The sequence below is a fragment of the Paenibacillus sp. N3/727 genome (genome assembly GCF_022637315.1).
In the GTDB taxonomy this organism is placed as follows: Bacteria; Bacillota; Bacilli; order Paenibacillales; family Paenibacillaceae; genus Paenibacillus_AQ; species Paenibacillus_AQ uliginis.
Genome location: NZ_CP093336.1, coordinates 408,011 through 423,526, shown reverse-complemented (window position 1 = coordinate 423,526; position 15,516 = coordinate 408,011). Strand labels below are relative to the sequence as shown.

The window sequence follows — 15,516 nt, the reverse complement described above, 5'->3', positions numbered from 1 at the left end:
GGTGGTGTTATATTGGAGGGTTTAAACAGTACGTAAAAAGACCAGACTACCGTCAGGCAGCCTGGTCTTCTTCGATTATGTCTGTTTCTAAGGCTCAATCGATACGCCATGAAATTGCATGATACCATTCGGATGTCTCCAATATCCCTTCACCTTGTCGCTGACACCGTCCAAATATTCCTGATGATGAATGTACAGCATCGGAGCCAGCTCGACAAGTTTTTCCTGGGCCTGCTGATACAACGCTAGGCGTTTAGCCGGATCATTCTCTTTACGTCCTTCGTCCAGCAGTCGATCCAGCTCCGCATCCTTCGTAAAGGTCCGGTTGCCCGGCTCCCCGACGTTTGCGGAATGGAACACCAGATACAAGCCATAGTCAGCATCAGCTGTTACCGTAGACCAGCCGAGCACAAACATATCATGCTTGCCTTCGGCTGTCTGAGCCAAATAAGCGCCCCACTCCATCACTTCGATCTTCACTTCAACATTCAGCTCTTTCAGCTTCGACTGCACATATTCCGCAATTTTGATCCGCTCCGGATTATCATTTGTCCAGATCGTCGTGGAGAAGCCCTTTTCTAATCCAGCCTCTTTCATCAGTTCTTTCGCTTTTTCCATGTTATGTTCGATCGGTTTGACGGAGGCGTCATAACCGTTGACGTTTGGAGCCAACGGACCGACGGCAGGTATTCCTGTCCCTTCATAAATACCTGAAATAATCTCATCTTTGTTGATTGCCATGGACAATGCCTGACGCACACGGACATCGTCAAACGGCTTTTTTTGCATATTAAATCCGATATAGGACAGGCTGAGCGAGGCTTGGCGGTTCAGAGACGCACCATCCAAACCTTCAACGCGGCTGATACTGCTTGGTGATACCGGATCAATAACATGTGCATAACCCGTTTCCAGCTCGGCAATCCGAGTACCGTCTTCGCTGACAACTTTAAAGGTTACGCTGTCCACTTTTGCTTTCTCTCCCCAGTGATCATCGTTACGGACAAGCTTTACTTCCTGCCCTGGATTCCAGTTGTCCAGCTTAAACGTGCCTGTGCCCGCCGGATTTTGAGCCAGATATGCGCCTGCCTTCTCACCGGCATTCACTTTTTCATAATCCTGCTTAATGCCTTCGGCACTGACCATGCCTACTCCAGGATGGGCCAGATGAGCAAGCAGCGGCGAGAACGGATAAGCAGTAACGAACTGCACCGTATTCTCGTCAATCACCTTAACCTCCTTGACCATATCTACCAATCCGGCACGCGGGGAAGCCACCTTCGGATCCAGCATCCGGTCGATATTCGCCTTCACGACTTCCGCATTGAAAACAGAGCCATCAATGAATTTTATACCCTGACGCAGCTTGAACTCCCAAGTAACATCATCTACCGCTTTCCAGCTTTCGGCTAGACTTGGTTGAATTTTAAGGTCTTTGTCATGCTTGAGAAGTGTGTCATAGATATGGGTTGTCATTACACTCGTTTGCTGATCTGTCGACATATGTGGGTCCATGGAAGGAGGATCGGACAGCCAGGCGACAACAAGATCCTTTGCTCCGCCCTCGGCGGTTTTACCTTCTTCTTTATACTTGTTTCCGGTTTCCGGAGGCGTAGTGTTACCGCTGTTTCCTTCCGGCGGTTTATTCTCTCCGCTACCGCTGCTACCACTGTTACCACTGCATGCCGATACAAACAACATTATCACGATAACCAAGAATGGAAAAACCCACCTCAATCTTTTGCTACCTGCCATAACCGAGCACTCCCCTTCTCAATTAAAAAATAAAAATATTTTCCCAGTATTAAACATATATTTGAGTAATTCATATTTAATACTAGAAATCTCTATTTATCCTTCGGTCAATTATTTGGAGAAAGGGTGATTCCACTTGCGTAACCTGACGGCAGCACCAGTTACAGCAGAATCCGGACAAAGCCGGGCTCGGCAGCGAAGATGGAAATCTTTTTACATGAATCTGCGAAAAAATAAAGCGGCACTGCTGGGAGGCTACTTTCTCATTTTTGTAATCGTTGCCTCGGTCATAGGTCCATTACTCACCCGGTACGATCCCACAATCGTCGACTATTCTTCTAAACTGCTAAAACCTTCGGCCGATCACTGGTTCGGTACGGACCATAACGGACGGGATATATTTACGCGCATTGTTCATGGAATGCAGCTTACACTGTCAGTCGGTTTCATCTCGGTTATCATCGGAGCAGCATTTGGCATTGTACTGGGGGTCGTTTCCGGTTATTACGGCGGTAAGCTGGATTCCATCATCATGCGTATCACCGATATCATGCTTGCATTTCCGGGTATTCTGCTGGCATTGGCGATTGTAAGCGTTCTCGGAAAAAGCCTGTTCAACGTAATTATTGCTGTCAGTATTTTTTCCATCCCAACCTTCGCCCGGATTGTCCGGGGCTCAACACTGGCGGTACGCAAGTTGGAATACATCGACGCCATGCGATCACTCGGAGCCAGCGACAGCCGGATCATTTTCAAGCATATTTTGCCAAACATCTCATCCCCTATTATCGTCCAGGCTACCCTCCGTATTGCCGTTGCGATCCTGACGGCCAGCGGCCTGTCCTTCCTTGGACTTGGCGCACAGCCGCCTACGCCGGAATGGGGTGCGATGCTGAACGACGGACGCAACTATATTACGGAGCACCCTCATGTCGCCCTCTTTCCCGGCCTTTCCATCGTCCTCGTTGTGGTTGCCTTTAACTTGCTGGGTGACGGTCTGCGGGACGTGCTCGATCCGAAGACGAAAAAATAGCACTAACTGCCGTTAACCATCCCCTACCTCCGATCTTAGACATTGTTGAAATCCAAGAAGAAACGCTTTCGGTGTCCTTAATACAGGGCGGCAGTGTTTCTTCGAGAAATATAAGTCAAGTATGCAGCATGAAACTTATACTTTCTTATATTTTAAAGAAAAGGAGCCGGCACACATGCTCATGTATACCGTTCGAAGGCTAATTCAAACCATTCCGGTCGTCATCGGAGTGACGATTATTGTCTTCCTGCTCATGCACCTTATTCCGGGCGATGCGGCGCAGGTCATTGTCGGAGAAGGCGCTCCAAAAGAGAAAGTGGAGCAAATCAGGGAGAGCCTCGGCTTGAATGACCCCCTGCCCTTACAGTATTGGAACTATGTCAGCCAGCTGGCCCAGGGCGATCTGGGAGACTCGATCCGTAGCAGCCGTCCAATTGCTGATGAGATTTTCAAGAGCCGCTTCTGGATTACCGTGGAGCTTGCATTGTACAGTACGATGTTTGCCGTCTTCCTCGGTCTGACTGCTGGCATTATTTCCGCGGTAAAAAGGAACTCCCCCGCCGATGTCAGCGTCATGCTTATTGCCTTATTCGGACTGTCCATGCCGAACTTCTGGCTCGGACTCATGTTGATCCAATATTTCGCCGTCGATTTAGGGTGGTTCCGCCCTTCCGGGTGGGGAACCTGGTCACAGACCATTCTTCCGGTCATTACGCTCGGTACGGGTGGCGCCGCCATAATCGCCCGAATGACCCGCTCCAGCATGCTGGAGGTGATCGGTCAGGATTATATCCGTACCGCTCAGGCTAAGGGCGTCCGGGAACGCGTCATCATATACAGACATGCTCTGAAAAATGCGATGATTCCCGTCATTACCGTCATCGGACTGGAATTCGGCGGTCTCCTGGGAGGAGCCGTGTTAACTGAATCGGTCTTCGCGGTCAACGGCATGGGACGGTATGTGATCGATTCGATCCGGGGGAGAGATTTTCCGGTCGTCCAGGCTGCAATTCTGATCATCTCCTTGACATTTGTGTTCGTGAATTTACTCGTGGACATCTCCTATAAATATTTCAATAAACGAATCGATTTCGATTGATCCTTATATATCTGTAAGGAAGGAAGGAGTGAGGAAGGATGGACCCTAAGCAGCCAGTGCTGGAGATTAACAACCTGCAGACTTCATTTTTCACAGACCGCGGCGAGGTGAAAGCGGTGGATGGCGTGAGCCTTACCGTCCGTAAAGGCAAAACCCTTGGCATCGTAGGCGAATCAGGCTCGGGGAAAAGCATTTTATCATTATCTATTCTGCGTCTGATTTCAGAACCGGGCCGCATTATCGGTGGTGAGATACTATACAATGGGGACAATCTGCTGAACAAAACGGGTAGGCAGATGCGTGACATCCGAGGGAATCAAATATCGATGATCTTTCAGGAGCCGATGACCTCATTGAATCCTGTCTTCACCATCGGTGAGCAGATCGCGGAGGTCTATCAGGTTCATGAAAATATGGGCAAGCGGAAAGCGATGGACAAAGCAGTGGAGATGCTGCGTCTCGTCGGTATCCCCTCTCCCGAAAAGAGAGTGAAACAATATCCATTCCAGCTGTCCGGGGGGATGCGTCAGCGGGTTATGATTGCCATGGCTCTGGCCTGCAATCCGGATCTGCTCATTGCAGATGAGCCAACGACGGCGCTGGACGTAACCATACAAGCTCAAATTTTGGAGCTCATTCAGGAACTTCAGCAGAGGCTGCATATGTCAGTCATCTTTATTACACATGATCTTGGCGTTGTGGCGGAGACATGTGACGATGTTGCTGTCATGTATTGCGGAAAAGTTGTGGAATTCAGTGATGTCCAGACTTTATTCAAGGAGCCGAAGCACCCGTATACGGTTGGGCTATTGAATTCACTGCCCCGCCATGACATCGACCAGAAGGAGCTTGAAGCGATTAAGGGTTCCGTTCCGAGTCCTTATGCAGCGCTAGCTGGCTGCTGGTTTGCACCGCGTTGCCCCCATGCACAGGATCTGTGCCGCGAAGCGATGCCGGAGCTAAACGAACTGGGTGGCAACCACAAAGTGCGCTGCTGGATGTTCACCGATCTATGGGAGACAACGCCGGAGGTGAAGACATGAGCAAAGAACTTCTGACCGTGAACCGCTTAAAGCAGTATTTCCCGATCAAGGGCGGCGTCTTTGGACGAACCGTCAACTACGTCAAAGCCGTCGACAACATTTCCTTCACCGTCTATGAAGGCGAAACCGTCAGCTTAGTAGGCGAATCGGGCTGCGGAAAATCCACGACGGGGCGTGCGATTTTACGACTGGACGAACCAACCTCCGGTGAGGTGATTTTTGACGGAAGTAATCTACTCTCGCTAAGCAAAAAACAAATGACCCAAAAACGCAAAGACCTGCAGATGATCTTCCAGGACCCTTACGCTTCTCTTAATCCGAGAAAAACGGCCGTACAGGTACTGGAAGAAGCGATGGAAATCCAAAATATCGTGCCCAAGAACGAGCGGCGGCAGAGAGCCATCGAACTGCTAGAGACTGTCGGCTTGTCACCCCATCAGGCGGACCGGTATCCACATGAATTCAGCGGTGGTCAGCGGCAACGAATCGGCATCGCCCGTGCGCTGGCGGTCAATCCGAAGCTGATCATCAGCGACGAGGCCGTATCGGCCCTCGACGTCTCGATTCAGGCTCAAGTTCTCAACCTGATGAAGTCCCTGCAGCGGGAATTCAAGCTAACATACCTGTTCATCTCGCATGATCTCGGAGTCGTCCGTCATATTTCCGACCGAATCATCGTCATGTACCTGGGGACCATTGTGGAGATTGCTGATAAAAAATCGTTGTTCCATCAGCCGCGGCATCCGTATACACGCGCCCTGCTGTCAGCTATCCCAACCCTCGACCCGAACCGAAAAGCCGAGCGTATTCTGTTGAAGGGTGACGTACCCTCCCCGATCGATCCGCCATCGGGCTGCCGTTTCCATACCCGCTGTATGTATGCAAGCGACCGCTGCAAGACCGAAGTTCCTGAGCTGCGTCCAGTGCAGCACGGGGCCGAAAACCATCTTACAGCTTGCCATCATATGGAGGAAATTGATAGTGGCGCGATACAGGCGCGTTAATGTGAAACATGATGAGGCCGCATGAACATTAGTACCTGCGTGTACCTCATGTATGAAGTACTTCATGTGATCGACCGCGGTCAGGTAACACCACAACGTGCTTTGGAGCTTGCGAGGTGAGTCGAGCCACTGTTGCGTCTTTATGTAAATCAGCAAGCCCTTCATCAAGCAGATCTCTGATCCGTTTGATGAAGGGCTTTTCTTTTTGATAATTAGAATGATTCTGCATCCACTGTCTTTGGCTACTTCTTATTGACCCTCACACGATGTCATACTTTACTATGGGTATAACTTAGTAATTATGGAGGGCAGAACCATATGAAAATAGGTGAATTATCACTTAAAACCGGAGCCAGTATCCGATCCATTCGATATTATGAGGAAAAAAAATTAATTCATCCAAAACGATTAGAAAATGGGTACCGAATCTACAGCGAAAAGGACATGGAGAGGGTTAAAGCAGTTCAACTATTCCTTGACTTAGGTTTGAATATCGAGGAGATATATCCTGTTTTATCTTGTGGATCCCTACATCCTGTAGATAACAACTCTGAGTGCGCTTCTTCTGCTATCTTTCTTTACAAGGAAAAACTAGAAAGAACTCGTGAACAAATAAAAAACTTAAAAGAAGTTGAATCAGAGTTGGAAGACTTAATTAAATTCTGGACTAAGGTAAAATATCAGGGTGAAGGTAGTGACATCAAATGAATTACCGTCTTTTTATTTTGATATTAGGTACTTTTATTATCGGTACGGATGATTTTGTCATTGCCGGGATATTACCAAGTATTGCTGATGACCTTAATGTTTCCATCGTTGCTGCAGGACAATTAGTAACAGCTTTTGCTTTAGCTTACGCTATAGGTGCACCCGTCTTAGGAACATTGGCTTTCAATTTACCACTCAAAAGACTACTTATACTATCCATGTTAGTGTTTACGGTATCAAATGGGCTTTCTGCCATTGTACCTTCATTTGAATGGTTATTTGTTACTCGTATATTAGCAGCACTGTCGGCGTCCCTTTTCACCCCTTTAGCAATGGCTGCATCAGCAAGATTAGTGCCTGAATCAAAACGAGGAAAAGCATTATCTTTTATTACTGCAGGTATAACATTAGGGTTAATTTTGGGAGCACCTATAGGAACATGGATTGGCAATGCATTAAATTGGCGTTACTCTTTCCTTCTAGTTACGATCATGTCGCTTATTACTACGATCGGAATTATGATGATTCTGCCAACTATTGAAAGGGAAGAAACCGTTTCTTTAAGAACGCGATTACGTAGTTTAAATTCCCAAGTGTTATTGACGTTAACTGTTAGCATTATAGCTACAATCGGTGGTTTTGCGACATATACGTATATAGCACCTATTCTGAACAAGATAACTACTTTACATAATATTAGTTGGTTTCTTCTGCTCTTTGGAATTGGTAGCCTATTTGGAAACCTTATAGGAGGCTACGGAACGGATCGAATTGGGGCGTCAACAACTTTAAAAATGTCATTGGGAGGATTCAGTATTATCCTTTTCTCTTTTTCACTATTAACGTTGCTAACGCCGGGCTATACGACTATTGCTCTAGCCTCTATTGTTGCCCTTTTATGGGGGATTCCAGGGTTTGCACTTAATCCTGCTTTAAATTCCTACTTGATTTCATTGAGTCCTAGTCAGGCTTCAATGACTCTCTCTTTCAGTGCATCGGCTTTGTACTTAGGAATCGGATTAGGGGCAATTATTGGTGGAGGAGTAATAAGAATAAGTTCAATAGACTATGTGGGTTTAGTAAGCGGCATACTTGTCGGCATAGCACTTGTGATGTTTATGGTTATCCAAAAGTTTTGTATAAAAAAGCAATAACTCAATAAGAAACCATCGTCATATAACGCTACATCGCGCTTCCGGAGCCTGTATGGTGAGACGAACAGTATTGTGTCTCTATGTAAATCAGCAAGCCCTTCATCAAGCAGATCCCTGACCTGTTTTGATGAAGGGCTTTTTCCTTAGGCTATTTTTAAGTTCCGGAATCGGACGGTAGCGAGACTTATTCCATAGTGAGTCCACCTGTCACAGGCGTATACGTTCCCGTCACAAACCGGGCGTCGTCGCTTGCCAGGAAGGAGATTACACCTGCCACGTCATCAGGCTCGGCTACACGGCCAAGCGGCGTAAAGCTGCCGATCATCTGCAGCTCTTGTTTCGTCATCCCGGCCGTTGCATCCGTCTGTACCAGACCGGGAGCAACAACATTGGCGGTAATACCGTACGGACCAAGCTCTTGCGCAATATATACAGCGAACGTATTCAGCCCGCCCTTCGCTGTCCCATGTGCAATCATATATGGGGAAGGGTCCTTACCCAGACTGCTGGAGATGTAGATCAGACGACCGGACTTCTGCTGCATCATGGATGGAATCACAGCTTTCGTCGTGACGAACGCCGCCCGCAATTCATCATTCAGCTTCGGGGAGAATTCCTCCCAGGACATCTCGGCAAAAGATTTTGCCACAAAACCCATATTCGCGTTGCATACCAAAATATCCAGGCGACCATACGTCTCCTTCACTCTGGAAACAAGCTTCAGAACCTGATCCTCCTCACGCACATCACCTTGAAAGGCAACCGCCTCCCCACCATTAGCCTTAATGTCAGCAACCAACGATTCAGCTGCTTCTGTATTTGTTAAGTAGTTAACGACCACCTTAGCTCCTCGCTTCGCTAACAGAATGGACGCCGAACGTCCAATTCCCCGTGCGCCACCCGTCACGATCGCCACTTTATCTGCAAGATTCAAGATTAATGCCCCCCTAGGTCACCTGAATGATTGAAGTTTGGATCATAACCTAATCTTTCTGACACCGGTTGACCGGAATCGAGATACAAGGCGGCTACTTCCAGCGCCGTCTTCCTTACCTCCGCAGCGATATGAGCTGGTTCCAAAATTAATACATCCGTCTTCATCTGCAGCAAAAAGCTAATAAGCCACTTCTCATGAGGAAGTCTGGCCCTTACCAGAAGTGAGCCGTCTGCCAACCTCTCGATTTCATTCTCATCAAAATGATCTGCAGCATACACCTTAGCATCACCAGAGATACGAAGCACGAGATCGATCGTCTGTTGTCTCGGCTTGACCCATTGCGCGTTCATTATCGAAAGCGGCATATCCCGTCGATTAAAAGAATCTGACAGAACCTGAAGATCCCGTATGCGGGAAAGCCTAAAAGTCCGGTAATCCTCACGACTCAAACAATAACCGTGCAGATACCAAGCGTACCCCTTAAGCGCAAGTCCCATGGGTTCGATTTTGCGCTCCGTGTCATCGCCTTTAGCATCCGTATAATGAAAGAGGATCAGCTTATTGTCTTTTACTGCCTGATGCACCGCTTCATATTTATCTCGTTCCGCCTCACTTTTTTTCCATGGGGTAAAATCAATCTGCACCAGATCACTGTCTCCGAGACGTCCCTGCTCTGCCTGGGAAACCAAAGCCCCTACCTTGTCGAGCAGACGATCTATATTGGTTGGATCGAGTGCCTGTGTCGATTGAAGACCACGAAGCGCGGTAGACAGGGCAACAAGCTCATCAAAAGACAGCATCTGCCGGTCCAGACGAAAGTTATCCATGATCTCATAGCCGCCCTCCATTCCCGTATACGACACAATAGGAATACCAGCAAGACTGAGTGACTCCAAATCCCGATAGATGGTACGTAGCGATACTTCCAGCTTATCTGCCAATTCCTGTGCTTGCACCCGCCTGCGGTTTAATAAAATCATCGTGATCGCCATGAGCCGTTCGAGTTTCATTTCGTCCGCTCCCCTCAAAACATCAATACATTCCATTATATACCACTTATTTTCTCGATACTGGGATAGATTTAGATAGATTGATATGCTGCATGGTGTAAATACCATGCAGCACAATCATATTAATGAGAAGTCGCATAATCCTCATCCTGTGCTTCCGGGTCCAGCTTCTCCTTCGTCATGCCAAACGCTGCCGCCAAAGCCAGAACGGCCGGGATAAGACTCCAAGCAAAAGTCCCTGCAATCGATGATGATAATCCTTCCGTAATGGTGCTGAGTGCGGACACATCCATAGATTGGCGTACTGTGGGATTCAGTAATACATACGGATCACTAAAGTCCACACCGGCTGAGGCCATATTCTCCGCTCCGTTGCTGCCGAAGGCCTCCGTGAGCTTGCCGGTAAGCGAATGGCTTTGCAATATCCCGAATATCGTAATGCCCAGTGTCATGCCAAGTGAACGATTAAAATTCAGCGTAGAAGTTGCCGCGCCCCGCTGCGCAGCCGGAAACGAATGGATGGCCGCGCTGCTGAGCACCGAGAAGGAGGACCCGATGCCGAGACCGACCAGAATCATATACACCGTGATGAGAAGCCGCGGTGATGCTGTGTTCAATGCGGTCAAAAGTGCAAGTCCTGCGATCAGAACCAGGAGTGTCGGAATGAGAATGGAACGGTACGGTAGCTTAGACATTAAGTATCCACCCACAGTTGCCGTCACGACTGAACCGACCATCATCGGAAGCAGTACAAGCCCGGCATTCGAAGCTGTACCGCCCAGCACGCCTTGGATGTAAATCGGAATGAACATGGAGGCCGTCATAAACGCCGCGCCGCTGAGCATGGCGACCAGATTGCTTGTCGTGAACAGCCGATTGCGGAACATACGGAATGAAATGATCGGCTCAGCCGCTCTTTTTTCTACAAACACAAGCAGAACACTCAGGACAACAAAACCTGCAAACATACCGATAATTTGCGGGGAATCCCATGCATACTGTTTACCGCCCAGTTCAACAGCGAACATCAGGCAGATGACAGCCCCCACTAACAGGATCGCGCCGAGAAAATCGATCTTCTGTCTGGAATGCTCCGCCGATTCCTTGTAGAAGAGCACGATCAGGAAGAAAGCAATCAGACCGAGCGGCAAGTTGATGTAGAAAATCCACACCCAGTGAATATGTTCCGTGATGTAACCGCCAAGCAGTGGAGCCGCAATGCTCGATAAACCGAACAACGCTCCGAACATACCCGTCATCTTGCCTCTGTTCTCAGGTGCGACGACATCGAACATAATCGTGAAAGCGATCGATACCATCGCGCCTGCCCCAATGCCTTGAACTGCTCTGTACAGACTCAGCTGAACGATGGACTCCGCTGTCCCGCACAGGGCTGAACCGATCATAAACACGATGATCCCGAAAATGAAAAACCGTTTTCGACCGTACATATCCGACAGCTTGCCGAAGATCGGCATGCCAGCCATTTCCGCAACCATATACGCTGAAGTAGCCCAGACAAACTTGTCGAGACCTCCAATCTCGCCGATAATGGTTCCCATCGCGGTTGCCACAATCGTGTTGTCCATTGAAGCCATAAGAATCGCGAGCAGCAATCCCGTAATAACGACTCCGATTTTGTTTGTGTTTGGTGATTTATTCACTCAAATTCCGTCCTTTCCTTCATGGAAGTTTCGATAACCTCTTTCTGAAAACAGCATAAACCACCCTTGTTGACAACTGTATGGCAAGAAAGAAATACCCATTACATGGTCTTCTCTTTGGTCCCCTTAACTTGCGGTAAGGTGTCGCGCCATCTCCTCATTTGCTTGGCTGACCCCTTTTGTCTGTTGTAAGATGCTTCGTGCTTGTCCATTTTAAAAACAAATCAAAGCAGGCCGCCCAAGGATGAATCCTTGAGCGACCTGCTTCTTCTTTTTTCTGAGAGATATCCCTATTTCCTTTCCAAACAGATCATTACTGAAGTTGATTCCACAGGTTCACAATGGCCTGTGAGCTTTCTGCACGAGTTGTTGCCGCCTTAGGCGCAAACTTGCCGTTGGCGTGTCCTTTCATGAGACCAAGCGACAAGGCTTCATTCACTTTTTTGGCTGCCCAAGGTGAAATTTGCTCTTTGTCCTTTAATACTGGCGCTTCCTCTGACGAGGAGAAGACATTCCCCTTCGTTTGGTAAGCACGGAGAAGCATGACGGCCGTTTCTTCACGGGTGATAGCGGCATTCGGTGCGAAAACATCCTTGCCTTTACCACTCACCAGCCCATGATGATAGGCTGTCGCCACAGCCGATGCATACCACGCTTTACTATCCACATCTTTGAATGCTACGCTTTCTTGGCCTTGATCACTAAGGTTCAAGGACCGAACGAGCATCGCTGCAAACTGTGCCCGTGTCAGCTGCTGATCCGGGCTGAACTTCGTGTCACTTGTGCCCTTCACGATCTGCTTGGCTGCAAGCTCTTTTATGGAAGTTTCTGCCCAGTGACCACTGATATCCGTAAATGTCTTTCCTTCTTCAGAATCGCCACCGGCAGCCGATTCCATCTTAATAACAACCGAAGTTAGTGGCTCTAGTGTGATAGACTTCGATGTTAATGTAAAACCTGATTTAGTCGATACACCGGTGGTTCCCGCCTCATCCTGATCGACAAGGACAATACCTGGAGTCAGATCTTCACGTAGTGTTAGTGTTCTCTCTTTCTGATCGGCGTTCACAAATACATAATAAACTCCCGTTCCATCCGTAGCCTTGTTCTTATAAGCAATAATCAGATCCTGATCTTTGACTTCTGAAGCCTGGAGCAGTGTAACATTCGAGTTAACCAGAGATTGGCTGCCCAATCTAAACGCATCTGTTGACTTTCTTAACTCAATCAACCCTGCCGTAAATTGTTTAGTTTTATAATTCTCAGGATACTTCACGCCATTTGTTGCTTTATTCCATTCAAACATATTGATTGCGTCCGAAGAATCATAAGAGTCATGAACGAAATAACCGAAGGCTTTCCCGGATTCATCCTTTAACTCATGATATTTCTGTTCAGGCACTCCTTCCCCTTTCCACTGCTTCGTTCTGCCGTATTCCTGTCCAGCATGAAGAAACGCCGTACCTTGCGAAGTCAGCGTGAGCAGGTTACCGAGCCGGATGCGCTTATGAATTTCCTGATCATTAGCCGCAATCGAAGGGTCCTTCTTGATCGACTGCGCAATAATATCATACAGCGGCAAATTGTCATGCGCCTCGATATACTGAACTATATCTCCTGGATCATCTGCCTTGGTATTTCCTGGTTGACCTTTAATGTTATTAAAAATAGTGTCGATATCACGAGCCCCACCCGTAATAAATCTAGGCTCACCTTCATGACCGAAGCCGGATTTCAATTCGTTGCGGAATTCATCGGAAAATACGCCGACATCGTTTGTTTTGTCCATCCAGTCCTGATCTGCCCCTTTCCCTGCCAGGGAAGGATCGGACAGATGTCCGCCAAATGTTCTCCATCCTTCGCCAATAAACAACGCGTCAGGATTGATTGCGGCTGCTGCATCATAGGCTTTTTGTACAGATTCGTAGGTCGCATCACCCATCATATCCCAGCGCATACCGTCGATTTTGTATTCATCGAACCAGTACTTAACCGAGTCGACCATCAGCTTCTCAGCCATTTTATGATTCGTAGCCAGATTATTCCCGAAGCCCCCGATAAAGTTTCCGGTTGCATCCTGGAACGCATAGTAGTTAGGCACGATATCATTTAGGAAATCCGCCTTCGCCATATGCGTGTAGACCACGTCAAGTACGACGCCCATATCTGCCTCGTGAATAGCATCAATCATCGCTTTCAGTTCCTTGACTCTCAATTCCGGATCTTTCGGATTTTGGGAATAGGCTCCATCCGGCGAGAAGTAACTGTGGGGGTCATAGCCCCAGTTATATTCATTGTTTTGTGCCGAGTATTCCAGTTCTCTGGTCTTCATCGCGGCTTCATCCCCGTAGTACCATGCCATGACAGGAAGTAATTGAACATGTGTTACTCCGAGTGATTTGATGTAATCGAGCTTGTGTTTAAAGGCATCGTATGATCCCCACGTTGCATTGTGCAAATCTCCTTCAATGGAAGGGTCTGAAGTAAAGTCTCTAACATGAATTTCCCAGATGATAGCATCCTCTCTCTTCTCATAACCGGGAATGTTCGCAGAGCTAAAGCCTGCCGGATTCGTTTTACTCAAATCCACAATGGCAGCCTTACCAACAGTATCGCCGTCCGGTCCAGGTTCGCCTTTCGTATTCACTCTGAATTCGGCCATCGATTTAGCATAGGGATCCAGTACTTTTTTCGTCACACCGTTGTTTGTTACTTCATACTGATAAAAATATCCATTCAGATCCTGAACATCCAATTGGCTCGGTTTTACCTGAGTGCTCCAGACACCTTTATCCCCTTTGCTCAACTGGGCATTGCCAATCAACTTGGAGGAGTTCTCTTTACTATAAAAGTTGACTTTTACGTTGCTTGCGAGCGGAGCCCATAGTTTGAGCATAACGCCGCCATCAGCTTCATATGTAGCACCGAGATCATTGCCATCGTAATAGTACATTTCATCCAGCATTCTCCAGCCATTTGCGGCAGATACTGTTTTGCCGGAATAGGTCACACCGAACGGCGCATCATCGAGTTTGAAATGTGAGGTGATTTCAACATTCTTTTCACCAGTGATTTTAACGGAACCAATTCTCACCGGTTTACCGTCTTTATCCTTGACCTCAATTTCTTTTTTTAGAGTATCCGCTTCTAATCCTTCTGTCATTGTAAAGCCAAGCTGCATTTTGCCAGGAGATAAAATCTCAGCTGATACCAGCCCGGTAGCCATTTCGCCGTAAGGTGAAATGTATACGTTGTTATCCCCTTCTTTTATGAAAAGATGATTGTACTTATCCAAAAGACTGAAACTCTTGTCACCAGCATCTTTACCCGCATCTCCTTTAGCGGGATCCAAAACAAGAAAATTGATTTTTTGAGCTTTATCTTTAATCAGGACGTCCGCATAAGCCCCATAACGGTCTTTCTGCCCTGAAGGGAACTTCGTTGCGCTCACGGGCCAGTCTTTGGACGGTTCCGCCACATCTCCCCATAGCCACAATCCGAAATTATCATATTTCTGATCTTCTCTTACATAGTGAATCCGCACCGTATTAACAGGCAAATCTGTGGGTTCAAAGTTATAGACCGTGTCAGAACCTTCCTTCAACCAGATTTCATTCGTTTCCGGTGAAGCAATAGCCAACTTTTTGTCGCCTCCGTCCTTGTCACCGCTTGTGCGGTCAACAACAACGATCCCGACTTTTTGGGCACCGGATTTCAACTCAATGTCAACATAAGCGCCATAGCTGTCCTTTTGCCCTTTAGGGAAGGCTGTTGCACCAGTAGCCCAATTTTGTGAGGGAGACGCTACATCATCAAAAATCCAAAGTCCCTTACTTTCGTAATTTCCATCTGCTCGGTTATAGTGAACCCGTATATGATTGGCAGAAATTTTGTCAACGCTCGTTACACCCTGATCTTTTGCAGCATCCGCTTGTACTTCGAGTGGAGTGATACCGATAAGTGAACATACGAGAGCGACAATCATGATAATGGAACATAATTTCTTCCTTTCTACTGGTAATCCCATTTTTCATTTAACCTCCTCTTAAGATGAATGATTATTTTTGTTCGCTGCGCAAACGTTTTCACAAAAGTGTGCGGTATTCCTT

11 protein-coding genes are annotated in these 15,516 nt (G+C 47.6%); 6 read left to right on the top strand and 5 right to left on the bottom strand.

Annotation, left to right across the window (positions count from 1 at the left end):
- Positions 1–87: 87 nt before the first annotated feature.
- Complete coding sequence (locus MNQ98_RS01935) at positions 88–1,701, bottom strand: glutathione ABC transporter substrate-binding protein (protein WP_481856753.1); 1,614 nt, start codon at positions 1,699–1,701, stop codon at positions 88–90.
- 190 nt (positions 1,702–1,891) lie between these two features.
- On the opposite strand from MNQ98_RS01935, the gene nikC reads away from it, so the two are divergent.
- The 6 genes from nikC (at position 1,892) to MNQ98_RS01905 (ending at position 7,796) form a co-directional block, all read left to right on the top strand.
- On the top strand, positions 1,892–2,788 hold the full coding sequence (gene nikC / locus MNQ98_RS01930; protein WP_481856707.1) for a nickel transporter permease: 897 nt from the start codon (positions 1,892–1,894) through the stop codon (positions 2,786–2,788).
- Positions 2,789–2,963: 175 nt separating this feature from the next.
- Positions 2,964–3,887, top strand: a complete 924-nt coding sequence (locus tag MNQ98_RS01925; RefSeq protein ID WP_241931665.1) for an ABC transporter permease — start codon at positions 2,964–2,966, stop codon at positions 3,885–3,887.
- A 38-nt stretch (positions 3,888–3,925) separates the two neighbouring features.
- Positions 3,926–4,930: an ABC transporter ATP-binding protein gene (locus MNQ98_RS01920; RefSeq protein WP_241931664.1), complete on the top strand. Its 1,005-nt coding sequence runs from the start codon at positions 3,926–3,928 to the stop codon at positions 4,928–4,930.
- Complete coding sequence (locus MNQ98_RS01915; protein ID WP_241931663.1) at positions 4,927–5,934, top strand: ABC transporter ATP-binding protein; 1,008 nt, start codon at positions 4,927–4,929, stop codon at positions 5,932–5,934. Before MNQ98_RS01920 ends, MNQ98_RS01915 begins: the two co-directional genes overlap by 4 nt.
- 318 nt (positions 5,935–6,252) lie before the next feature.
- Positions 6,253–6,642 carry a MerR family transcriptional regulator gene (locus MNQ98_RS01910; RefSeq protein ID WP_241931662.1) on the top strand — a complete coding sequence of 130 codons (390 nt, stop codon included), beginning with the start codon at positions 6,253–6,255 and terminating at the stop codon, positions 6,640–6,642.
- Positions 6,639–7,796 carry an MFS transporter gene (locus tag MNQ98_RS01905; RefSeq protein WP_241931661.1) on the top strand — a complete coding sequence of 386 codons (1,158 nt, stop codon included), beginning with the start codon at positions 6,639–6,641 and terminating at the stop codon, positions 7,794–7,796. Before MNQ98_RS01910 ends, MNQ98_RS01905 begins: the two co-directional genes overlap by 4 nt.
- Positions 7,797–7,980: 184 nt before the next feature.
- Here the strand turns inward: MNQ98_RS01905 and MNQ98_RS01900 are convergent, their stop codons facing one another.
- The 4 genes from MNQ98_RS01900 to MNQ98_RS01885 form a co-directional block, all read right to left on the bottom strand.
- Positions 7,981–8,730: an SDR family NAD(P)-dependent oxidoreductase gene (locus MNQ98_RS01900; protein ID WP_241931660.1), complete on the bottom strand. Its 750-nt coding sequence runs from the start codon at positions 8,728–8,730 to the stop codon at positions 7,981–7,983.
- A gap of 2 nt (positions 8,731–8,732) precedes the next feature.
- Positions 8,733–9,743, bottom strand: coding sequence for a helix-turn-helix transcriptional regulator (locus tag MNQ98_RS01895; RefSeq protein ID WP_241931659.1), 1,011 nt, complete (start codon positions 9,741–9,743; stop codon positions 8,733–8,735).
- 122 nt (positions 9,744–9,865) lie between these two features.
- Complete coding sequence (locus MNQ98_RS01890; RefSeq protein ID WP_241933817.1) at positions 9,866–11,341, bottom strand: MDR family MFS transporter; 1,476 nt, start codon at positions 11,339–11,341, stop codon at positions 9,866–9,868.
- 379 nt (positions 11,342–11,720) lie between these two features.
- On the bottom strand, positions 11,721–15,434 hold the full coding sequence (locus MNQ98_RS01885; RefSeq protein ID WP_241931658.1) for a pullulanase: 3,714 nt from the start codon (positions 15,432–15,434) through the stop codon (positions 11,721–11,723).
- Positions 15,435–15,516: the final 82 nt, after the last annotated feature.